Origin of the sequence: Endozoicomonas montiporae CL-33, assembly GCF_001583435.1 — a bacterium.
GTDB lineage: Bacteria > Pseudomonadota > Gammaproteobacteria > Pseudomonadales > Endozoicomonadaceae > Endozoicomonas_A > Endozoicomonas_A montiporae.
Map to the genome: position 1 here is coordinate 4,114,364 of NZ_CP013251.1, position 23,056 is coordinate 4,137,419.

Genomic DNA, 23,056 nt, shown 5'->3' on the forward strand with positions numbered 1-23,056 from the left:
CTGTCTGCACGGTCACACATGACAGAAGCAATAATAGCCAAAGCCAACGAGATGATTTCGGGGGCTGGCTACATTTTTTGGAAGCGATCGGGCAAACGAAATGCACAATTTGTTCTGTTAGAAATTAACGAGCTTGACATTATAGGTGAAGATCCCGGCTGCCACTCAGAAAAAGCCTTAACCTGTAATACCGATTCCATCTTCTAAACGTAACTGCTCAAAATTCGTAGGCAAGTCAACACATAGACGTCAATGTTTTGATCATCCAAACTGGGCATAATCTCAGCCCATGAACCCGTCCAAATCCTCAGCGCTTGAAACCGAAGTCAGCGAACTCAAAGTCCTTGTCAGCAACCTGCTCAACAAGGTCAACAAGCTGACCACTGAAAACACCGCCCTGCGTGAGGAAATTCGGCACCTGAAAAAACTTAAGGGGCAACCCAAAATTCGCCCTAATAAAAAGGGTTCGGAAGACGGCGAAGACGACAAGGGCAATAAAGGCAACAAGTCGGCACCAGACTCTGGCAACTCATCACCACCGAAAGGCAAACGCCCCAGCTCACAACCAACTGGTCGTACAGCCAAACCTTCTCCATCTTCTATCAGGGAAGAAATCTGCCCGGCAGAAAATGTGCAAGGCGACTGGCTGAACAAGGGCTGGGATTATTCCCCGATTGCCAGACATGGTTCGGGAGAAATCCGCTCAGCTTATGGGCCAGTCTGCCTACGGATTTTGAGCAGTTACCTACATGCCTTATTGTACTACTCCAGCTGCAGTGCATTATAAAGATCCTTGGATAATAGAAATCGCCCATTGTTTTCATCTTCTGACTTTTCAACATAACTGTGTAATTTCCCCAGTAGAGTGTGTTCAGTCACACTCCATTTAAATTCTTTCTGATTCCGTCTAAAGGATTGTTGATCTTCATTTGGTGTCCTGTCTTTTTCAGTTTGTTCTCGTTTCCGCTCACCTACAGTTTGGTTGATAGTATAATGAAAATTGTCAATTTTATTTTGAGTGTCAACTATTAATTGATGAATCCCCTTCAAAGTAATTAATGCACGAGTTGCCTGATCTATTTTTTTTAATGAAAAATGCCTGATTGTATCTTGATGACTCAATTCAGAATTTTCATTTGCTAGCACCGGTATTGCCATTAGCTCCTTAGTCGCACCAACTGCTTCCGATATCAATACAGACCAATCTGACATTTTATTATTCATACTTTTATACAGAGTATTTGCATTTTTAACGTATATTGCCTGTTCATCTTTACTTGGAAATTCGAATAAATTATTTACTACCACCATTGGATTGATTCTTTTTCCTGACTCCACTTTTGATGCCTCCAGCAAACTATCACGAACCTTTTCAATATCCAAATTCATGACCTTTTCCTGAAATGGCGATAAATCCCTGACAAGCTTTAACTCATTTTTAGATAATTCTAAAAAATGACTCACAAGAAGTGTTGTTTTTTCTAATAGTGCGCTTACTTTTTGTCCTGGGGTTTCTGAAACCTCAAGAGCCTCTTCGATAATATTTTTTGATTCCTCAAATTTTTTTTTGCTTGTGATAGATTCTTGAAATTTACGCATAGACATCTCCCAAGGTGTTTTGTAATATTGTGGTCTGGTTAAAGATTCAGTTTCTTCATTATCTGATTCTTCATTATCTGATGATGTATCGCTACCTGATCCCAAGAGTTTATTATGTGGATAGGCCGTTACTGGCACCATTATTTTTTTCACCCGGTTTCCAGATTTAGACTCTGGTTTACTCATAAATGCTTTATACTGGCTTGGATCAAAATCACCAGATTTGTAAACATGCTCTTGTTTAATATACTCAAGATTATTGTTCACAAAGATGCTGTATTGACCCATATCCAATTGCTCTTCTGCAGATAAAAAAAAGCCTTCATTGAAGAAAAAATGTAGTATTACCGTATTTTTAATGAATATATCTTTGTAGACCGTTTTTATGTCATCTGAATTATAACGGGCTTGCTTTGTATAAATTTTATCAATGAAGTTTTTAAGACTATCAAAGAATTCCGCTCTAAAATCAGGATCTTTTGAAAACAAATCCTTTAATTCTTGAGCAAAAGGACTGGTAGGTCTTTTTGGAAAAAGTTCGAAAATATCATTGCAAAAATAATTAATAGTTACAGTTGAATTTAATAAGTCAGGAAGAGCTTTTAAAAAAACAATTATCGCTTCCTGATACATTTCTTTTGGAGCATTATATTTCATTAATGGCAACGCAAGCCATTTAAAAAAATACAAGCATGCTTCCGTCACCTTTATTCTTATCCTGGTCATATCTGTTTCTTTACTGTATATTTCTTTCAATAAATTCCACCCAGCTTTTTCTGAATCTGACTCTTCGTTCATACTTGAATATGCCTCCCATTCAAATTTGCCTTGCTCCAGCATTTGTAGAGTACTCATTAACAGTGGTGCTAACTTCATGATATCAAGAACTTGTTTAGACAGCTCTTCTTTATTTTTATCACTTAAGTGTTGAACGCTACTGGAGATATTTTTCCCATAATCTGCAACGGAACTGATAAGCATTGCCACTGAAATAACAGATGGTAACTTCTGACAAGATTCATCAATACTTGTCGATAATTCTTTTAGCATTTCACTATAATATCCAAGTAATTTATGAAGGGAGTGGAAGACAATAATTATTCTTTCATACCTTTTGTTATAATCTTCTTTCAATTTAGACACTAAGTCTTTTCCAAGCAAAGCTGGCAACTGATGTGCCGGGGTTATTGCTCTGGCAGTATTTTCTTTCTGCGTTACAGTAAATTTGCCTGTAGTAGCATATTTATCGGTACCCACATGTGGTTCTGAACAGAATTCAAAATCACTATCTAATACCCCCGTAATAAGTTTCCGGATGTAATCACTAAGCCTAGGGAAATATTTTTTTTGAATAGTGTTACCTTCTACAAATGATTTGAGGCTTCTGGTATTTTCCTCCATAGACTCCTGATCTTGCTCGTATATTTGCCTGGTGACTCTTCTCTTTGCAAGGTAAGCTTGGAACCCATTAGCTGAACGCGATTTGCCTGGAGTACTGACTTCATTTTGTTTATTTTTGTTAAAACATCCTTTACAGATAAGCTTTTGCGACTTGTCACTTTTTGGGACTAATTGACTTAATGAAACTTTGCGATTACAACCTGAGCAGGCTTTCAATTTTGTCTCCAGCTGGCTTTGCCCTTCTGACTTTTTTTTAGTCGGCGTCGACAGCAATGATACGGTGCTTGTTGGTGTTGGTGTTGGTGCTGGTGTTGGTGTTGGTGCTGGTGCGTTACCAGCCCTTGATACAATCCCATGCATTAGGTGTTTATCCGGCCGGCTTTGTAGTTGAACAGTAAGACCAACCGTTTTGAATCGGGAATCATGAGTGACTGTTTCTGATGCAGGCAGTAGGTCGCTTTTGACTGGCTTTGGCAATGAACGAGTATCGACACGCTGCTCTTGCATATCTGGACTAACGTGCTTCAGGTTAAGCATAAACTGGGACAATAGCATACCGTCATTAATATCTTTTTGCTGGTAAACTACCTGGCTTGTAGTTGCCAACGCAAGTTCCCAGTATTGCCTGGATTTAAGTTCATCAGGTGGCAGGAATTCCCTGGTGATTTGGATAAAAGGGTTATTTTTATTGGAGAAGACCGTCCAGCTTTCACTTTCTGTACTGGCTAAGGCCACAGCATTGTGACCCAGACGGGTGACATTTATGGCAGCAGGCGGCAAAGCGTCTGATGACAGATACAGTGTATCGTCGGCTTCTGATTCAAACCACGCCTTGCTCAGTATTTCAGTTCTAATCCAGTCAAGCCACTGCGTTGAAAGAATATTATGTACACCGATGTCATTCGGTCGGTCAAACTCACAAGGGTCAAGCAACCACGAGTGATCAGTATTGATAGCCGCAATCAACTGTTTTTGAATACCATTGATAATAATCAGCAGTTTGTCCCTGAGAGGCATAATTTCAAGAGTGTGAACGACCTGTTCTTCCATCCACTGGGCTATTTGATGGAAGCCCGGGAAGCTGTCCGGAGTTAAATAGTAGGTTGGTTGCCACCCGCTTACTTCATTTGCAAGGGATTTGATAATAAGTGCAGGTCTGCCGGAACGGTTTTTTACCCTCAGGTATAACCGACTGGCAAGAACAGGGTCTTCAATGTAGACCGGCATTTCCCGCCAGCTACCGCACCCCCCAAGGGATTGCCGGACAGTGTCAGCGATGCTGGTCGCTGTATAGTCAAGCATTGACTGTGTTGATGAAACTTTTTGATAGGCCAGTGAAGCAAAGCACAGCCCGTACAGGCCATAACCAAAGCGACTGTGCCCTGTGAACAGCTTGATATAGTGGTCGCTGGCGGAACACAGTGCCCGAATGAAATATATTTTAAGCACGTATTCAATAACAGAGTCCCTTAGCGCTCTGGCATCCAGATCAAAAACATAAGTTACCTGACCGACTGTCTTTGAAGTGGGCCTCTGCCCCAGCAATGGTACCTGATCCGTATCCACTAAAGTTTCTGACTGGACTGTCTGCACGGTCACACATGACAGAAGCAATAATAGCCAAAGCCAACGAGATGATTTCGGGGGCTGGCTACATTTTTTGGAAGCGATCGGGCAAACGAAATGCACAATTTGTTCTGTTAGAAATTAACGAGCTTGACATTATAGGTGAAGATCCCGGCTGCCACTCAGAAAAAGCCTTAACCTGTAATACCGATTCCATCTTCTAAACATGAATTGCGCAGCTATTGCGAATCACGGGAGCTGCGTTGGAACTCCTCGCAATACCCAAAGGGAATAAGTAGCTCACTATTACTCGTCATTCCGCCTTTATGCCCTTGGGTACAACAGCGGGAGCTCAGTGAGCTATGTGACCAGAGTTGCAACGCCGTACAGTGCCTGAACAATGAGTCAGAATATAGATTTCATATGGTTGAGTACTTATGGCCGTCAGCGTTCAAAGCCATTGCATTGAACGCTGACAAAGCAGACCATCAAAACACTATTCTGTCAGCGCTTTTTCAGGCGCTGCTACCTTAACTTTCTGAGGCGCTTTGCTCTCTGGCAGCACAAGGTTAGCAAGAACAGTCACAATCGCTCCCAACGCCACACCATTACCGCAAACCATACGAACCAGTGCTGGCAATTCATTGACGATTTCAGGTCGATACGTCACGGTCAGACCTGCAGCGATACCCAGTGCCAATACCATAGTATTACGACGGGTGAAGTCTATCTTCTTGAGTATGCCAATACCGCCAGCGAGGATCATGCCGAACATAATCAAACCCGCTCCGCCAATCACAGGCTCTGGCACGCTGACAATCAAAGCACCGAATTTTGGCAGCAGTCCCGCAGTAATCAGGATTCCGCCGGAGAATGCCACCACATAACGACTGGCAACACCGGTGATACCGACAACACCGATATTCTGGCTAAAAGAAGTCGTCGCCATAGAGTTAAACACTGCAGCAAACGCGCTGTTCAAGCCTTCGCAGCGAACACCGGCACTCAGACGGTTACTGTCCAGCTCGGTATCACAGTAGTTTGAAAGCGCTAAATAATCGCCAACAGACTCGACCATGGATACGGTATAAACGACACACATTGCAATAATGGCACCGACATGAAACTCGACACCAAAGTAAAGCGGGGTAGGAATCGCCACCACGGCCGCTTCTGTTACCGGGCTTAAGTCCAGCAATCCAAGCGCTGCCCAGAGCAGATAACCAATAAACAGACCAATCAAAATTGAAGCAGATGAAACAAACCCTGTGAACCACTGGTTAAAGAAAATAACCACTAAAAAAACGACACCACCGACACCCAGATACATCAGGCTACCATAGTCTTCTGCACCTTTGCCGCCAGCCAGCCAGTCCACCGCAACTGGAAAGATCGTCATACCAATCAAACAAACAACGGTTCCGGTCACAACAGGGGGAAACAGTTTCCGTATCCGATGAATATAAAAACTCAGGAATACCTCAAACAGTCCGCCAACAATAGTGGCTCCCACCACCGCTGCAAAACCGTATTGAAAACCAATGGTGATCGACACACCGACGAAGGCAAAGCTGGTTCCCTGAATCACCGGTAATTTGGCACCCAGCTTTAAAGGCGCACAACCCAGTCCCTGGATAATACTGCCGACACCGGACATCAACATGGAAGCATTCACCAGAATAACGGTTTCCTGAATCGTAAATCCAAGCACCGACGCCACAACCAGCGGCGCACCTATAATCCCGGGCAGGGCGGACAAGAGATGCTGCAACCCCAGAATGAGGCTTTTTACTAGAGGAGGGCGATCATCGAGCTTGTAATACAATTCCATACTACCTCCGTATTGCCTCACGTTTTCCAGCAATACCACCCTTTAAAGAGACTGTATCATTGAAAACAGCTTCAGCAACCGTTGTTTTAGTACCTGCTAATTGATGGATGCAAATACATACAACTTATTATTCAGGTACCTGTTGTTTTTAGGACGATCTCATCAATCACCTTAAGCAATGGAAGTGCGTTTTATTTTGATGCAGGTCACAAACAACTGAACAATTATTTAAAACCAGTATTAAAAAAGTTTGAACATTAAGTTTTTTTCATTTTGATTCTCACTCACTTTTTATTATCAAACTGATCGAACGACATTAGGCAATTAAAAACAGAGCGATAAATTTATCTGTCCAAAAAAAACCAGCCTTTTTAACACTTCCAGCAACCCATTGTTTTTATTGAATTTTTAATAAAAACGATCAAACCGGAACAAAATAATCACAAACTGGCACGCAACTTGTTATGAATAACAACAGAGTGACAACAGAGTAACACAGAGTCTAACGCGCTCTTAATTACCAGAAATCAAACAGCAGACCACTGAAGTTTCAATCCATCAGACCGCTGTTTTTTCATACAGAAAAAAGAACGATTCACTGTTCTAACTAACATCAAAGGACCATTCCATGGCTAACTATCAGGACCTTATCGAAGAAATCAAAAAGCTGGACACTGAACTGCATACCAAGGATTTTCTGCTGACCTGGGAACAGTCCACTGATGAGTTGAAGCAAGTATTGAACGTTGCAGAAGCGCTTCGCACACTTCGCGATGAAAACATTTCTACCAAAGTATTCGACAGTGGTCTGGGCATTTCACTGTTCCGTGACAACTCAACCCGTACCCGCTTCTCCTACGCTTCTGCCTGTAACATGCTGGGTCTGGCTGTTCAGGATCTGGACGAAGGCAAATCACAGATTGCCCACGGCGAAACTGTTCGTGAAACCGCCAACATGATCTCCTTCTGCGCCGACGTGATCGGTATCCGCGACGACATGTACCTGGGCTATGGTAACCAGTACATGCGTGAAGTCGGTGAAGCTCTCGACTTCGGTAAAGAAGAACAAGTTCTTGCTCAGCGTCCGGGCGTTGTCAATCTGCAATGCGACATTGACCACCCAACCCAGAGCATGGCCGACCTGGCGTGGCTGAAAGAGCACTTCGGTTCTCTGGAAAACCTGAAAGGCAAGAAAATTGCCATGACCTGGGCGTATTCCCCAAGCTACGGCAAGCCTCTGTCCGTACCTCAGGGCATCATCGGTCTGATGACCCGCTTCGGCATGGATGTCACTCTGGCTCACCCTGAAGGTTATGAACTGATTCCTGAAGTGGTAGAAACGGCTGCCAAACAGGCTGAAGAAAGCGGCGGCAGCTTCAAGCAGGTAGCCACCATGGAAGAAGCCTTTGAGGGTGCGGACATCGTTTATCCAAAATCATGGGCTCCTTATCACGTGATGGGCAAGCGCACCGAGCTGTTGAAAGCCAACGATCACGAAGGCCTGAAAGCGCTGGAGAAAGAGTGTCTGGAACAGAATGCCAAGCATAAAGACTGGCACTGCACCGAAGACATGATGAAGCGCACCCAAGACGGCGAAGCCCTGTACATGCACTGCCTGCCTGCAGACATCACCGGCGTTTCCTGTGAAGAAGGTGAAGTAACAGAAGGCGTATTCAACAAGTATCTGGTGGACACTTACAAGGAAGCTGGCTGGAAGCCATTCATCATTGCCTCCATGATTCTTAACCGCAAGTTCGGCAATCCGGAAGACATTCTGGAAAGACTGATGGAAAAAGGTAAGCGTCGTGTAGACGGCTAATAGCTACATAGAAAGCTACATAGAAAGCTACAAAGCTAGCTACAAGGATAGCTACAGGGATGTCCACAGAGGCTTTGACCATCAATGCCTGAACAAAGCATCTGTGGAAACTTCGGAAACACTATCGTCTACCCGCCAGTACTCTTTTCTTTAAAGGTACAGAAAGGTACAGCTTAATTTTCAAAGTACAGCCTAAGAGTACAGCATAAAGAGTACAGCGGTCAGGAGTACAAAGTGTCTACATTTTCATTATCACTGCAACAAAAGGACAATCCGTTTTTTAACGGTCAGTCGTCTCATTTGTTCAGCACCGAGATTGCCAAAACCGTTCTCGGCTTTCATCAACAAATCGACGCTTATGAACCTACACCGCTGGTTTCTCTTGATCAGCTGGCAAACAAGTTGGGTATAGGCAAAATTCTGGTCAAGGACGAATCCTACCGGTTTAACCTGAATGCTTTCAAAGTACTGGGTGGTTCTTACGCCATTGCACAATGCGTCTGTCAGAAGCTGGGCATCTCACTGGATGAGTTTACCTTCGACAGCCTGAAAGGTCAGGAACCGATCACGTTTGCTACCGCTACCGATGGAAACCACGGTCGCGGTGTTGCCTGGGCGGCACATCAGCTGGGACAAAAAGCCGTTGTTTATATGCCCAAAGGTGCGGCGAAGGAACGCGTTGACAACATTCTGAAACTCGGTGCGGAATGCATTGTTACCGATTTGAATTATGACGACGCTGTTCGTCTGGCCTGCAAAAATGCCGACGACAATGGCTGGTTGATGGTTCAGGACACGGCCTGGGAAGGCTACACCAAAATCCCGACCTGGATCATGCAGGGATACATGACCATGGCATCGGAAGCCTGTGACCAGCTTGAAGCCATGGGCATCAAACAACCCACTCACGCCATTTTGCAGGCAGGCGTTGGCGCGCTGGCTGGCGGAGCCATGGGCTATCTGGCCAACCGTTATAGCGCAGAGTCTTTCAGAGGCATTGTTGCCGAACCGGACAAGGCCGACTGCATCTATCAATCAGGCTGCAGCCCTCAGGGTACCGCCGTCAATGTTCCTGGCGATCTCGACACGATTATGGCCGGTCTGGCCTGCGGCGAACCTAACCCTCTCGGCTGGGAGATTCTCAGAAACTGCAGTCGTCACTTCCTGTCGGTAGAAGACAAAGTTGCAGCACTGGGCATGCGTATTCTGGCTAGCCCTCTGCCGGGTGACAAGCAAGTGATCTCCGGCGAATCCGGCGCTATTGGTATCGGTCTGCTTTACGCCATCGCCCAACACCCTGATGCCAAGCGCATCATGGAATCATTAAAACTCAATAAAGATTCTGTCGTATTGCTGTTCAACACGGAAGGCGACACCGATCCGGTCAATTACCTCGATGTGGTCTGGGAAGGCAAATACGCTGTTTAACACTGCCAATTTAAAACTAGTTAATAAATAGTTAATAAATAGTTAAGGAATAGAACAATGACAACCGATCTGAAGCTCCCTTTTGCTGACATTCTGAAAAAAGCAGAAGAATACAAGCCGGACATGACCCGTTTCCTGCGCGATATGATCGCCATTCCCAGTGAATCCTGCGATGAAGAAAAAGTCGTTCTGCGCATCAAGGAAGAAATGGAAAAGGTAGGTTTCGACAAAGTTGAAATCGACCCTCAGGGTAACGTTCTGGGTACCATTGGTCACGGTAAGCATGTGATTGCCATGGACGCGCATATCGACACCGTGGGTGTGGGTAACATGGACAACTGGACCTTCGACCCATACAAAGGCTACGAAGACGAAGAAACCATTGGTGGCCGCGGTGCTTCTGACCAGGAAGGCGGCATGGCCTCCATGGTTTATGCAGGCAAGATCATCAAAGATCTGGGTCTGGAAGACGATTACACACTGGTCGTTACCGGTACTGTTCAGGAAGAAGACTGCGACGGTCTGTGCTGGCAGTACATTATTAACGAATCCGGCCTGAAGCCAGAGTTCGTCGTCAGCACCGAGCCAACAGACTGCAACATTTACCGTGGTCAGCGCGGTCGTATGGAAATCCGTGTCGAAGTCAGTGGCATCAGCTGCCACGGTTCTGCACCAGAGCGCGGTGACAATGCGATCTTCAAGATGGGCCCAATCCTGAATGAAATCAAAGAGCTCTCCTCCCGTCTGGGCGACGACGAGTTCCTGGGTAAAGGCACCCTGACCGTCTCCGAAATCTTCTACTCCTCTCCAAGCCGTTGCGCTGTTGCCGATGGTTGCGCTATCTCCATCGACCGTCGTCTGACCTGGGGCGAAACATGGGAAGGCGCTCTGGAAGAAATCCGTGCTCTGCCAGCGGTTAAGGAAGCCAAAGCAGAAGTCACCATGTACAACTATGACCGTCCATCCTATACCGGTCTGGTGTATGAAACCGAATGCTACTTCCCGGCCTGGCTGATAGATGAAGATCATCTGGTGACTAAAACGACAGAAGACTGCTACCAGCTGCTGTTTGATGAAAAGCCACTGGTAGACAAGTGGACTTTCTCCACCAACGGCGTATCCATCATGGGACGTTATGGTATTCCGGTGATTGGCTTTGGTCCGGGTAAAGAACCTGAAGCTCATGCCCCTGATGAAAAGACCTGGAAAGACCATCTGGTCAAGTGTGCAGCCATGTACGCAGTGATTCCTGGCATGTACCTGCATAACCTCAAGAAGTAATACAAAAAACCGTCCGTTGCCCGCTTTCCTCCTGTCTCCATAAAAGCGGGCAGCAACCAGAACTCTGCGGAGTTCTGGTTGCCTTACCCGTAGCCATCAGCAGGAGCCTGTCGGACTTAAGCGTCCGTAGCGAGGATTGCAAGAAATTGAGGATAAAAACTCATGATTTTGAGGCGAATAGTGAACTATTCAACGAAAAAGCAGGAGTTTTTAAACCAATTTATTGCAACCGCAGTAGGACAGTCTTAAGTCCGACAGACTCCAGACCAGTGGCTACCGGTAAGGTAACCAGACAGGGTTAAGATCATGTCCGTTCTTATAAAAAACGCCACACTGGTTAATGCCGATGCCAGTGAACAGGCTGATGTACTCATCAACAACGGCATCATTGAACGGATTGCACCCGTTATCTCTTCTGCCGATGCAGAACAGTCAACGACCTCCCCTGTCGAAGTCATAGACGCCAGTGGTAAATACCTTATTCCCGGCGGTGTGGATGTTCATACGCATTTCAACATCGATGTAGGCATTGCCCAGAGCTGTGACGATTTCTACAGTGGCACCGTCTCTGCCGCCTGCGGGGGAACCACCACCATTATCGACCACATGGGTTTTGGCCCCAAGGGCTGCTCACTGCATCATCAACTCGAACGCTACCACGAATACGCCCGCGACACTGCCGTTATTGACTACAGCTTTCACGGTACCATCCAGCACATAGACGACAGCATCCTGGATGAAATGGAATCCATGGTGTTCGATGAAGGTATATCCAGCTTTAAACTGTACTTGACGTATAACTACAAACTGGACGACACCGATGTACTGGCTGCCCTGTCCCGGTTAAACCAGCTGAATGCGCTCACCTGTGTACACCCTGAAAATGACGGAGCCATTCGTTTCCTGAAAAACCGCATGCTGTCACAGGGGCTGAAAGATCCTATCTATCATGCACTCAGCCGCCCTCCCGAATGCGAAGCCGAAGCCGTTGGTCGTATGATCAACCTTGCGGTTCTGGCGGGCGATGCACCCATTTATATTGTTCACCTGTCCAACGGTATCGGGCTTGAGTACATTCGTCAGGCACACCAGCGCGGACAGTCTGTTTTTGCCGAAACCTGCCCTCAATACCTGCAACTGGATATCAACCGTTACAACGAAACCTGTGCAGGCGATTACCCCACAGACCAGGGCCTGAAGTACATCATGAGCCCGCCTCTGCGCGACAGCGACCATCTCGAACAGCTATGGGATGGATTACAGGATGGCACTATCAGTACCGTTGCCACCGACCACTGCGCTTTCACCATGGAGCAGAAGCGGGCAGGCCGCGATGGCTTTCAGTATTGCCCCAACGGTATTCCCGGTGTTGAAAACCGCGTACCACTGATGTTTTCGGAAGGGGTAATGAAGGGTCGTCTGTCCATTAATGATTTCGTTAATCTTGTCAGCACCAAACCGGCCCAGCTGTTTGGCCTTTACCCCCGTAAGGGTGTTATTGCCGAAGGTTCCGACGCAGACCTGGTGATTATTGATCCGGACTGTGAAGTCACTTTAAGCCAGAGCCAGATGCACAGCCGCTCCGATTATTGTCCTTACGAAGGCATGACCCTGCAAGGTTATCCGGTGATGACAATGTCCCGGGGCAAGATCATTGTTCGCAATGGTGTATTCAAAGGGCTGGCGGGTGATGGCGAATTTGTCCCGAGAGAAACTCTGAATCGTTGTTTTCGCTATTGGACCAGGAGCTAACATGAGCATTGGCGACTCTGAACAACGGCTTGATGCTACCGCCAAGGTAACAGGCAGAAGCCGTTTTACCAGCGACCTGATGATGCCGGGCACGCGCGTTGCAAAATACCTGCGCAGTAAAATTGCCCACGGCAGAGTCACCAGCATTGATACCAGCGAGGCCAGGGCACTGGCTGGTGTCGATGCAGTGTTTACTTTTGCAGATATTCCCAAAATACCTTTTGCGACAGCCGGTCATGCCTATTCCCTTGATCCCAAGACAAGGGATGTTGAAGACCGACTGCTGCTGACTGATTACGTACGCTACCACGGCGATGAAATTGCCATTGTCGTCGCTACGGATCAGCTGATTGCAGAGAAAGCCCTGCAACTGATTCGGGTCAGTTACGATGAATACCCGCCGCTACTGAACCATCAGCAGGCTATGGATGATCAGGCACCGGTGCTTCATAACAAAGCTTTCAATAAAGTCGGAGAGCATGAGTACGAGCTTGGCAACCCGTCTGAAATGTTGAAAAGCGCAGACCTGCAACTGGCAGGTTCTTTCCAGACCCAGATGGTTCAGCATTGTCATCTGGAAAATCAGATCGCAATGGCTTATATGGACGACACAGACCATATTGTTATTGTCTCCTCCACCCAGATTCCTCATATCTGTCGCAGAATTGTCGCTCAGGCGCTGTCATGGGACATGAGCCGTATACGGGTCGTTAAACCCACAGTAGGCGGAGGTTTTGGCAATAAGCAGGATGTCGTTCTTGAACCCATGGCGGCTTTCCTGACCCTGAAGCTGGGGGGCATCCCGGTACAGATAGATCTGGATCGGGAAGAAACCATGCTCAGTACCCGGGTTCGCCACCCGATCAGTGTCGATATAGAGTGCGGTGTCAACAAGGATGGAACCCTGAAGGCACTTTCTCTGGATGTTATTTCCAATACCGGTGCCTATGCTTCCCACGGCCATTCCATTGCCAAATCGGCCGGTGCAAAGCTGCCGCCACTGTACCCGAAAGCGTCACTGCGTTATCACGCCATGACCCACTATTCGACACTGCCCGCAGCAGGTGCCATGCGAGGATACGGCTCACCACAGATTGTTTTTGCCGTTGAGTCAATGGTTGAGGAAGCCGCCCGAAAAATAGGCATGGACAGTGTCGAGTTCCGTTTGCGTAATGCGGCGCAAAAAGGCGATATGAACCCACTCACTGATAAACACATTACCAGTTGTGCGGTCAGAGAATGCCTGAGAAAAGGCAAAGAACACATTCAGTGGGATCTGAAGAAAAACGAATACCGTCGCAGTAATGAAAGTTCTGAAAACAGAAACATACGACATGGACTGGGTGTTGCCTGCTTCTCCTATGGCAACGGCACTTATCCTGCCGGTGTGGAAATTGCCGGTGCCCGGATGATATTAAATCAGGATGGCCGGATAACCGTGCAGGTGGGCGCGACGGAAATCGGACAGGGGTCTGATACAGCCGTTGCCCAGATGACCGCTGAATATCTGAACGTACCGGTTTCATCGGTGCATGTTGTGTCCTCTCAGGATACCGATGTATCGCCGTTCGATCCCGGCTCGTTTGCGTCACGGCAAACCTATGTGGTGTCCAAACCTGTGTCAGAAGCGGCCAGAGAACTGCGACAGAAAATTCTTGATTACGCCGCTGAAATGCTCGACTGCCCGGCATCCGGTCTTGAACTCAACAATGGAAGGGTGACAGGTAACACCGGGGAAAAAACACTGACTCTGAAAGAGCTGGCTCTGGACGCCTATTACCACAAACAGCGCGGGCACCAGCTAACAGCGGATGTCTCACGTAAGACAACCAGCAATGCCAGCTCTTACGGATGCACCTTTGCCGAGATAGAAGTTGATATTGAACTGTGCCAGGTCAAAGTACTGAACATTCTGAATGTTCACGACGCCGGTAAAATCATTAACCCGGTATTAGCGGCAGGTCAGGTACACGGTGGTATCGGCATGGGTTTGTCAGGTGCCATGAGTGAAGAACTGATGGTCAACCCGAAAACCGGCACCATTTATAACGGCAACCTGCTGGATTACAAGATCGCGACCATGCCCGATATGCCGGATATAGGCAGTGACTTTGTTGAAACCAACGAAACCACCAACGCTTATGGCTCCAAGTCCGTCGGCGAGCCTCCCCTGCTCTCGGTGGCTCCGGCTATTCGTAACGCCATTCTTGATGCCACCGGTGTGGCAATGAATAAACTGCCAATGTCACCTAAAGCTTTGTTTAACGCCTTCCGTGAAGCACAACTGATTCAGGAGGCCAACTAGATGTTTTCCGTCGAACAGTATTTTAAAGCCGACAGTATCGACTCAGCCTGCGCCTATCTTGCCGAGCATTCTGATGCACGGCTGATTGCCGGAGGCACTGATGTATTAATCCGGCTCAGGGAGGGTAAGCCGGAATTCCGTCACCTTGTGGATATTCAGTCTATCGACGCGCTGCAGCAATTAACTGTAGACAGTGAAGGACGAATAACCATCGGTGCCAGTGTGACTATTTCTCGTCTGATTCAGTTTCTTAAACAACAGAAGTTGTGTAAGTCACTCATCGAAGGGGCTTCTTCTCTTGGAGGGCCACAGGTTCGGAACATGGCAACCGTTGGCGGCAATATCTGCAACGGCGCCCCCAGTGCCGACACTGCCGCACCTTTGCTGACCTACAACGCTGAACTGACAATACAGAGCCAGCAAGGGGCAAGAGTTGTCCCCATGGAGTCCTTTTATCAAGGACCCGGTAAAGTCGATCTCAAACCCGGTGAACTGGTGACGGCGATTACCATCAATCCAGAGCAATACCAAAATACCGGCAGTCACTTCTATAAATACGCCATGCGTAAAGCCATGGATATCGCCACCATTGGCTGTGCAGCCAGCTGTGAGCTGGAAAGCAGCTCAACACCGGGCAAGCAACGAGTTAAAGAGCTGAGAATTGCTTACACCGTAGCGGCTCCGGTACCCAAACGTTGTCGTACCGCTGAAGGGCTGGCAAAGCACCGTACTGTTGACGCATCACTGATTGATGAACTAGCCGCTGTTGTTCTGGAGGATCTGAGCCCCAGAAACTCCTGGCGAGCTGCCAAGGATTTTCGTGAACATATTATCAGGACTCTGGCAAGAAGGGTTGTGACTGAAGCCATCACCAGAGCCGGGGGAGAATTATGAAGCAGGTCATAAGCTGTCAGCTCAATGGTAAAGCCACCGAGCTGCTGGTTGATACACGACAGTCATTACTTGAAGCGCTGAGAGGACATGGCCTGACGGGTACAAAAGAAGGCTGCTGTGTCGGCGAATGCGGTGCCTGCACGGTACTGATTGACGATGTACCCATTAACGCCTGCATTGCACTGGCTGTTCGGGCAGAAGGTACATCAATACGAACCATTGAAGGGGAAGCCGTGAATGGCCAACTGTCTGCGGTTCAGGAAGCGTATGTGGATGCTGGCGCTGTGCAGTGTGGCTTCTGCACGCCGGGTCTGGTGATGAAGACCACCGCTTTTGTCGAAGACCTTAACCGGGATGATTCCATCGACAGGGACAGCCTGACCCGTGAGGATATCCGTCGTGAACATGCCGGAAATCTGTGTCGGTGTACAGGTTATCAAACCATTGTTGATGCTGCGGTTAATGCTGTGAATGCCGTTAAAAGCTAATCATTTTAATTAACCGGAGTATTTGAACCAATTAAAAGAACGAGCATTCAAATTATTTGATTTAAAAATAAGACGAATGCTCTTCTTTATTTTCAATAGTTCTACGGCTTATTAATTTTACAACTCGTTTGTACAAAAATTGATACACGCTACCATTCAATTGCTTCAGCTCAATACAAACCACCCGCCTGATATGAGAAAACTATAAGATACTTAAAGAAAAGCTCTTTTATTTTAAAAGGCAGTAGCAGTGCCTTTTTAGTGAAGCTTATTAATAAGACATTGGAAGGAAAATGTGTTGAAGACGCCCTCTAAATTAATGTCTATCCAGTCAACCATATCAAGGTTTGTTCAGGTCTTATCCCGCATGATAAACCTTGATGTTGAAGTCATTGATAATGAGTTAGTGCGAATAGCAGGTACCGGCCCCTATGCAAACGATCTTGGTCGTCAATTAACCACCGGAACCAACGCCTTTCGGTGGATTATCAGCAATCGTAAAGAAAAGATAATAAAGAACTCGGGAAAAGACACCGAGTGTTTATCCTGTACGCGCCGTGTCAGTTGTCAGGAAAAAGCCTTTCTCGGCATTCCGGTTCTGTTTAAAAATGAATGCCTGGGTGTCATCAGTCTGGTCTGTTTCAATGAAGAACAACGTGAACAGTTACTGGCTAATATTCCGCTTTATATGGGCTACATTGAAGATATCTCCAAAGTATTTATTGCGACCAAACTGGAGGATATGTACTACAACAGCCTCAAGAACACTGAAAACGTCATTCGTCTGTTATCCAGCAAGATTACCGAGGGCGTTCTTGAGGTAGACGACAAAGGATGCTGTACCCACATCAACGAAGCCGCACGAAAACAACTGAAACTGAACAGTAATGACAAATTAAGCCTGATCAGTGTTCGTCCGTTTGGCAAGCGTCGCACCGCTAACCGTGAGTCTGAAGAATTCATTATCAAAAATGGCTCTCAGGAAATCATTTCTCCCGGAGTTCTTATACAGAATGGCCACGGCAAGCTGTTGGTACTCACTCACAACAAAACAGATACCTCCGGAAGGCGTTCCGCAAACGGCAACCATAATCGTATGGTGGGAGACTCCCGGCCTATGCAGAGACTTCACGAGAAAGTCAGGAAAATTGCCAGCAGCCCTTCCAGCGTCCTGATCAATGGTGAAAGCGGATCCGGTAAAGAAGTCGTTGCCCGTTTGATTCATGAATCCGGAGCGCGCCGAAAAAAGCCATTTATTGCCATTAACTGTGCCGCCATTCCCGAACACCTGCTGGAGAGCGAACTGTTCGGTTATGCCCGCGGTGCTTTTACTGGCGCTGCGACCCAGGGCAAAGAAGGCCTGATCAAAAGTGCAGACGGCGGCACCCTGTTTCTCGACGAAATTGGCGATATGCCACTGAACCTTCAGGCTAAACTGCTCCGGGTTCTTGATCGCCGGGAAATATCACCGGTAGGTTCTTCTACCGTCAGTACCGTTAACATCCGGGTCATCTCTGCCACCCACCAGAACCTGCAAACCCTGACAGAAAAAAAGCTGTTCAGGGAAGATTTATATTATCGTCTTAACGTTATTCCGCTGATTGTTCCTTCCCTTCGGGAACGGAAAAGCGACATCCCTCTGTTAGCCAGTTTCTTCCTGAAAAAGCAGGCAAAAGAAATGGGTCTGCCAGTACCGGTGATCAATGACAGCACCATGGCTTATCTGAACCGCTGGAACTGGCCGGGCAATGTCAGGGAGCTGGCCAATACAATGGAATATCTGATTAATATGGTCGAGCACGGTGGCGTTATTCTGCCAGAACTTCTGCCAGAGCACTTTCACTTGGTAAAGAGTCACCAGTCAGATAGTCATCGGGGAGAGAGCCACCCATTAGAAGGCCATCAAGTAGAGAACCCTACAGCGGAAAATCATTCAGCAGCCGTCAGGCCTGTATCCACCTTTTCTGTCGAGAAGAGTCCGGCATCCATGAGTCTGGAAGAAATGGAAAAACAGCGCATTCAGGCTGCCCTGAAAAAATTCGATGCAAAAAAAGGTAAACAACAGGTGGCCGATGAACTGGGCATCGGCATTGCCACGCTGTATCGGAAAATCAAGAAGTATCATCTGGAAGACGACGCTTAACGTTATTTTCCCTCCCCCCGGTTGTGAGTGCAGGACGCTTCCTGCATTCAGCCCTCAGCTGTTTACCCATTTTATCAAGTAACCGTTTGGCCTCTTTCGGTGCCATTGCTTCGTAGAACGGCAGGCGATGTTTGTATTTCCTGATCAGATGGTCTTTTTGCCCCTCGCAGGATGTTCCCGCCACCGCCATTGCTAATACTCGATGCTGCAGTTTTACCTAAACAAGTAACGTATTTATCTCGATTCTAAGCTGCATCTAAAAGTTTAAACTTCCGGGCGTGTGCTTTGAGTGAGTCAGTTGCCTTTTGTTCTCCCAGGTCTCTACCAGCCATATGCCTGCTCGACTCCCGCTTGGGCAAAGTATGCTCTAAGGCTAAGGCCAGAGCCTTAAGCTCGGTATCTGGATCTTCCGATTCAACCACTGATTTCACCGTAGCAAGCAAGGCTTCTGCATTGAGGCGTTCGATCAGACAGCCTGCGGGCATTCCGGCCTGTTTGTTTTTCAGTAGGACGAATTGCTCAGGGTGCAGTAACAGCATGTGTTCGCACAGCAGGCTCAGGATCACGCCGCGCTGCGATCCGTCAGCACCTTGCTGTTTGCTCAACCTGTTCCAGCCACAATGAGCTTTCCAGTCTTGAATGAAAACCTCGACCAACCACCTCAAGGTGTAAATCCTGGCTATGTCGGTATGCCGCCATGACATATCTGAAGCCACCAGATAGCGATAATCCTCTTCACCCTCATACTTCAGGGCAATAACAAAACGTCTTTTCCCATGAGCCTTAACATACAGCCGAGCAGCCAGCATCGTGACCTGCTCTTCTTTGCCACCGCGTATTATGAGTTGAGTTTCAGCGCCTTTCTGGCGCGAAAAGTAAGCTTTGAGAGTCGCTTCCGAGTGGTTTCGGTTGGATACTTTCTGATTCGAGCGCAGTTGGCTGACAACCTGGGCTCCGCCTGTTATTTCCGCAGCCTTATCCATAAAGTCTCCTGTGCCATACAGTGCATCAGCGAGAATTGCTTTGATCGTAATGTTGGGAAACGAATCAACAAATTCTTGCAGCATAACCAGCGTCAACGACTGCATGGTGGGGTAACGAACATGATCTGGCTCAGGACGGTTCGGTCGTTCTTTTTTCTGAATGCCTTGCTTCCTGAGCGCCTTGTCTTTCTTCCTCCATGCAGATAACTCAGGGTCAGGAATATAAAAGCGAAACCCTACTGGAAAGGTAGCTACTTCAGTAACGAGCACCATAAACACCAGTTCCTGCCCATTAAAATAACCACCTGTTGATTTGTCTTTTATCTTATGGGCACCGTCGATTTTTGAAGTCCTTTTAGTGCGCTTTTTTCCTGTATCGTCGATAGCAAGGGTTCCACTTTGTATTCCATAGCGTAGAAGAATATTTCTGACGCTGGCCTGTAGCAGGCTTTGCCATGCAATTTCTGCTTGATAAAACATCCAGCACAGACGGGTCGCTTTGAATCTGCCTAAGCTTCTGCGCTCAAAAGCAGCCCAGTTAATAGTTTTAGTTACCACGATTCCCATGATAAAAACGCCCAGTGCCACTTTCTGGGATCTACTCAACTGCGCAGAGGAATTGATGGACTTGAGCGAATCATTCAAAGCATCCAGAAAGGCAGTGACAACGGGTAATGGGCGAATTAGCAAGATACGACACTTGACGGTTATTAAGTTCCTATGAGATCTTACCTCCAACCTGCTGCTGTGGCTATGATGGAATCTCGCAAGGCTTGAATTCGGAGCTGCAGTAGTAGTCTGCTCTTATGCCACCCTGCCATTTCCTGCTCTCCCTCAAATATCAAAAACTGCAGCATCGAGTAATAAAGATTCAACGGAAAGCGTGCCTTCATAGTCTGATGTGATCATATCAATGCTGTTGCACAGCATTTCGTTAGTCGTCCCATCCAATGTCTCCGGGGAATCGAATCCTGCACGGTGGATGTACTGAAGGAACAAAGCTGACAACGTACAGTCGCGCTTATCGAACTTAAGACCTTTGACCGGAGCAAAGCGGATACCCGTTTTTCGGGCCACCAGAATAGTCTGCCTGAAGTCACAGCCTCTTTCCCTGCAAAACGTCAGAAAAGCTTGATTGTAAAGTGCTTCGTCAGTCATCAGGTCATTAAGCTGATCCGGATAAAAGCGTTTATCATCAAGCTTAACCCCTTTTCTGAAAAGAAACTCCCTCAGATATTTCACCGACCATTCATGACTGAGTGGCATTTTACGACCGTCAACAACAGGCCAGGGAGCAGCACTTGAAGTACGCAGCTTGGAAGCCAGTGCTGTAATTTTTTTATTCAGAGCCTTGATATCCTTTACTATGGGTCTGTCTGGATCAATCTCAAGAAAACGGAAAATATAGTCGTTTAATAACTGCTCGTGCATTGGATGGGATGGGTTCAGTGTACTGATCGTATGCATCAGTGCCTTTTCTTCGATATCGAACCGGCCATTTTGGTACAGCCCTGCAAAGATATTAAAATGAAATCCAGACCATCGGGTGATCGCCGGATTAAACACACCATTGCGTGGAATCGCCAACGAATTCCCTCTGTAGTTCCAATCCTGCGCTACTCTTTTGTTGAAACTTTTTTTAAGATAAAACTGCGCGAGCGCAATAAAGTACTCATGAGAGTCTTCTTTTAACAGACGAAGCGCATCCAGACTCAGGCGATCACCTTCAACAGCACCGATTTTAAACAGTGCATAACGACTCAGGGCACCAATCCACTGGGTATGCCTGTGCTTCAATTCAGGCCAGTCAGGAATCGGTACGCCACTGTTTTTCAGAAACTGATCCACCGGCTTGATTTTATCCAGATTCTTCAGCACATCCGGGTCAATACCTTTCACGACGTCCCTTAGTCCGGCAGCAAATATCCTTTCATACATCTCTGGAAACGCGTCCTGGAAGCGGTACCAGTAGTCATTACCGTAATCTGTAAAGATTTCATCGCCTTTTTCGATATCGGTTAATGCCTGTAAGCAAAGCTTTTTTAAAGCTCCTTTTTCCAGTACACAATACTTGGCATTAGGAGACAGATGACCTCCAAATCCGTGATTGGCAAAGCTACCTGCTCCTTTACCGGATACCGGAGTGGTCAAGCCATGAATAATTTCATAGCGATCCAGCCTGGCGATATGGCTCCAGAACTTGAGCTGGCTCAACAACTCTGAACGACGCTTAGCGTCAACCATCTCCCGTTCCCCGTCGTAAAAAGTAATGAACTCACCTTTTTTAAAGGCTTTGCCAGCAAATAGACCCAGTCCACCCCCGGTCACGCTGGGGGCAGTAAACACACCACTGCCTAATGGCACGGCTTCTTGTTCAGCCCGATCATACAGATTTCTAGGCTTGCCAGAGGTCTTCGAATGACCTTTAACTGGAGCATCCGTCAGTGATTTAACTGAATCAGCTTCATCATCAGAAGACGCTTCACCAATGGCTCTGGGGCCTGACTTATCCTGTTGTACGGTTAATTTCGATGCAGTAACAGGCTTTGCTTCAGAGTCAGCCAAAGGTGTACGCCGCCTTTTAGCACTGGGAGAATAACCACTACTGCCTTTTACAAGCTTCACAGATTGTCTTTTTGTCGGCTCCAGCCCGACTTTGCAGCCTTCTAGACTGGCAAAGTAACTAGGGCAGCCTGCTTCTGATGCAGATTCCCCTGACTGATGAGGATTCGGCTTTACCTTGACAGGCCGGTGGCTGTGACGACCCGTTTTTTTGCGGGGTGATGTATGAGGGCTGAAAAAACTACCCGTACGACCAGTCTTGTTTACTGGCAATGTGCTGCTTTCCATGGCAAACCATAATCCTTTGCTCAAATACATTATGACTATTTTTCAACTGAATCGTTCACTATAAGCTCAATAAAAGCCCCATCAATCACACAATATTCAGATTCTGTTAGTCAGCCTAACCCTAATGGCACTGACTTAAGCATTTACCCCTTGAAAACAAGGGGTTGTAGCTGAGCCGGACTGGCTACATTTTGGAGAAAATACCGCATACTCGGTACTTGGAAAAATTTGAAGCCATGTAAAATCGACCGCTGCTGGGCATATGACTTCATGAATGCCTCAATGCTTCAGCCCAGGAGGCTGTCCGAGAATAGCGCCCGTAGCGAGGATGGCAGAAAATTGAGGATGAAAAAGCGGTTTTGTAAGGAGAATAGCGAGCTATTTGACGAACAAAAGCGATTTTTCAGACCAATTTGCTGCCACCGCACGACGGCATGGATGCCGGAGCTAGGGCAACGCAGGAGCAGTTGCCGGTAGGGCAGACTATTCTCGGACAGCCTCCTGGCTCAAGGTGTTCTTTCAGGCTCGTATTACCAAGGGTGATGGTATCCGGGGTTGGGGCAACAAACGTCGTCTGCCTGTTTTTTTGTCTGGACTTTTGTATTCAGCCTGTTTTTTATGGTCAGGATTACCGGTCTCACCTGAAAAAATATCAAGCTGTGGGGCTGTGTTAATCTTTATTTGTGGTCTTGTTATCATGCGAAAGCCGGTAAAGC

General features: G+C 47.1%; 16 protein-coding genes. 12 read left to right on the top strand and 4 right to left on the bottom strand.

Translation table 11 applies throughout. The features are described from left to right. Window positions 1-18 precede the first annotated feature (18 nt). The gene (locus EZMO1_RS27430) at window positions 19-207 is read left to right on the top strand and encodes a hypothetical protein (protein WP_160174063.1); all 189 of its coding nucleotides are present in this window, start codon (window positions 19-21) and stop codon (window positions 205-207) included. A gap of 82 nt (window positions 208-289) precedes the next feature. After that, window positions 290-787, top strand: coding sequence for a coiled-coil domain-containing protein (locus EZMO1_RS18885; RefSeq protein WP_034876288.1), 498 nt, complete (start codon window positions 290-292; stop codon window positions 785-787). Here EZMO1_RS18885 and EZMO1_RS18890 read toward each other — a convergent pair. After that, window positions 763-4,566, bottom strand: a complete 3,804-nt coding sequence (locus tag EZMO1_RS18890; RefSeq protein ID WP_145912667.1) for a hypothetical protein — start codon at window positions 4,564-4,566, stop codon at window positions 763-765. The two genes, EZMO1_RS18885 and EZMO1_RS18890, sit on opposite strands and share 25 nt — an antisense overlap. A 35-nt stretch (window positions 4,567-4,601) precedes the next feature. Between EZMO1_RS18890 and EZMO1_RS27435 the strand changes: the two genes are divergently transcribed. Next, the gene (locus EZMO1_RS27435) at window positions 4,602-4,790 is read left to right on the top strand and encodes a hypothetical protein (RefSeq protein ID WP_160174063.1); all 189 of its coding nucleotides are present in this window, start codon (window positions 4,602-4,604) and stop codon (window positions 4,788-4,790) included. A gap of 272 nt (window positions 4,791-5,062) precedes the next feature. Here the strand turns inward: EZMO1_RS27435 and EZMO1_RS18900 are convergent, their stop codons facing one another. Next, window positions 5,063-6,397, bottom strand: coding sequence for a uracil-xanthine permease family protein (locus EZMO1_RS18900; RefSeq protein ID WP_034876283.1), 1,335 nt, complete (start codon window positions 6,395-6,397; stop codon window positions 5,063-5,065). 628 nt (window positions 6,398-7,025) lie between these two features. Here EZMO1_RS18900 and ygeW point away from each other — a divergent pair. The 8 genes from ygeW to EZMO1_RS18940 all read left to right on the top strand — a co-directional run bounded on the left by ygeW (window position 7,026) and on the right by EZMO1_RS18940 (window position 18,507). Beyond that, window positions 7,026-8,216, top strand: coding sequence for a knotted carbamoyltransferase YgeW (gene ygeW, locus EZMO1_RS18905; protein WP_034876281.1), 1,191 nt, complete (start codon window positions 7,026-7,028; stop codon window positions 8,214-8,216). A 234-nt stretch (window positions 8,217-8,450) separates the two neighbouring features. After that, the gene (dpaL, locus tag EZMO1_RS18910) at window positions 8,451-9,644 is read left to right on the top strand and encodes a diaminopropionate ammonia-lyase (RefSeq protein ID WP_034876279.1); all 1,194 of its coding nucleotides are present in this window, start codon (window positions 8,451-8,453) and stop codon (window positions 9,642-9,644) included. A 57-nt stretch (window positions 9,645-9,701) separates the two neighbouring features. Beyond that, the gene (locus tag EZMO1_RS18915; protein ID WP_034876277.1) at window positions 9,702-10,925 is read left to right on the top strand and encodes a YgeY family selenium metabolism-linked hydrolase; all 1,224 of its coding nucleotides are present in this window, start codon (window positions 9,702-9,704) and stop codon (window positions 10,923-10,925) included. 306 nt (window positions 10,926-11,231) lie between these two features. After that, window positions 11,232-12,677 carry a dihydropyrimidinase gene (gene hydA / locus EZMO1_RS18920; protein ID WP_034876275.1) on the top strand — a complete coding sequence of 482 codons (1,446 nt, stop codon included), beginning with the start codon at window positions 11,232-11,234 and terminating at the stop codon, window positions 12,675-12,677. Between the two features lies 1 nt (window position 12,678). Continuing rightward, the gene (gene xdhA, locus EZMO1_RS18925) at window positions 12,679-14,982 is read left to right on the top strand and encodes a xanthine dehydrogenase subunit XdhA (protein WP_034876273.1); all 2,304 of its coding nucleotides are present in this window, start codon (window positions 12,679-12,681) and stop codon (window positions 14,980-14,982) included. Then, window positions 14,983-15,876: a xanthine dehydrogenase subunit XdhB gene (xdhB, locus tag EZMO1_RS18930; RefSeq protein WP_034876270.1), complete on the top strand. Its 894-nt coding sequence runs from the start codon at window positions 14,983-14,985 to the stop codon at window positions 15,874-15,876. Beyond that, window positions 15,873-16,364: a (2Fe-2S)-binding protein gene (locus EZMO1_RS18935; RefSeq protein ID WP_034876268.1), complete on the top strand. Its 492-nt coding sequence runs from the start codon at window positions 15,873-15,875 to the stop codon at window positions 16,362-16,364. Before xdhB ends, EZMO1_RS18935 begins: the two co-directional genes overlap by 4 nt. Window positions 16,365-16,731: 367 nt before the next feature. Further along, window positions 16,732-18,507 carry a sigma-54 interaction domain-containing protein gene (locus EZMO1_RS18940; RefSeq protein ID WP_051789996.1) on the top strand — a complete coding sequence of 592 codons (1,776 nt, stop codon included), beginning with the start codon at window positions 16,732-16,734 and terminating at the stop codon, window positions 18,505-18,507. Window positions 18,508-18,752: 245 nt separating this feature from the next. Here EZMO1_RS18940 and EZMO1_RS18945 read toward each other — a convergent pair whose 3' ends face one another. Further along, window positions 18,753-20,180, bottom strand: a complete 1,428-nt coding sequence (locus EZMO1_RS18945) for a transposase (RefSeq protein WP_145912468.1) — start codon at window positions 20,178-20,180, stop codon at window positions 18,753-18,755. 144 nt (window positions 20,181-20,324) lie between these two features. After that, window positions 20,325-22,115 (bottom strand): SET domain-containing protein-lysine N-methyltransferase, encoded by a 1,791-nt coding sequence (locus tag EZMO1_RS18950; protein ID WP_222842145.1) that lies wholly within the window; start codon window positions 22,113-22,115, stop codon window positions 20,325-20,327. Window positions 22,116-22,774: 659 nt separating this feature from the next. On the opposite strand from EZMO1_RS18950, the gene EZMO1_RS26330 reads away from it, so the two are divergent. Continuing rightward, window positions 22,775-23,014, top strand: coding sequence for a hypothetical protein (locus EZMO1_RS26330; RefSeq protein WP_145912669.1), 240 nt, complete (start codon window positions 22,775-22,777; stop codon window positions 23,012-23,014). The last annotated feature ends 42 nt before the right edge of the window (window positions 23,015-23,056 follow it).

Excerpts from the sequence above, each read along its gene's own strand:
- xdhB (WP_034876270.1), top strand. The coding sequence starts at position 14,983 with ATGTTTTCCGTCGAACAGTATTTTAAAGCCGACAGTATCGACTCAGCC.
- EZMO1_RS27435 (WP_160174063.1), top strand. The coding sequence starts at position 4,602 with ATGACAGAAGCAATAATAGCCAAAGCCAACGAGATGATTTCGGGGGCT.
- EZMO1_RS27430 (WP_160174063.1), top strand. The coding sequence starts at position 19 with ATGACAGAAGCAATAATAGCCAAAGCCAACGAGATGATTTCGGGGGCT.
- ygeW (WP_034876281.1), top strand. The coding sequence starts at position 7,026 with ATGGCTAACTATCAGGACCTTATCGAAGAAATCAAAAAGCTGGACACT.
- EZMO1_RS18885 (WP_034876288.1), top strand. The coding sequence starts at position 290 with ATGAACCCGTCCAAATCCTCAGCGCTTGAAACCGAAGTCAGCGAACTC.
- EZMO1_RS18900 (WP_034876283.1), bottom strand. The coding sequence starts at position 6,397 with ATGGAATTGTATTACAAGCTCGATGATCGCCCTCCTCTAGTAAAAAGC.
- EZMO1_RS18940 (WP_051789996.1), top strand. The coding sequence starts at position 16,732 with ATGATAAACCTTGATGTTGAAGTCATTGATAATGAGTTAGTGCGAATA.
- xdhA (WP_034876273.1), top strand. The coding sequence starts at position 12,679 with ATGAGCATTGGCGACTCTGAACAACGGCTTGATGCTACCGCCAAGGTA.
- EZMO1_RS18915 (WP_034876277.1), top strand. The coding sequence starts at position 9,702 with ATGACAACCGATCTGAAGCTCCCTTTTGCTGACATTCTGAAAAAAGCA.
- EZMO1_RS18935 (WP_034876268.1), top strand. The coding sequence starts at position 15,873 with ATGAAGCAGGTCATAAGCTGTCAGCTCAATGGTAAAGCCACCGAGCTG.
- hydA (WP_034876275.1), top strand. The coding sequence starts at position 11,232 with ATGTCCGTTCTTATAAAAAACGCCACACTGGTTAATGCCGATGCCAGT.
- EZMO1_RS26330 (WP_145912669.1), top strand. The coding sequence starts at position 22,775 with ATGGATGCCGGAGCTAGGGCAACGCAGGAGCAGTTGCCGGTAGGGCAG.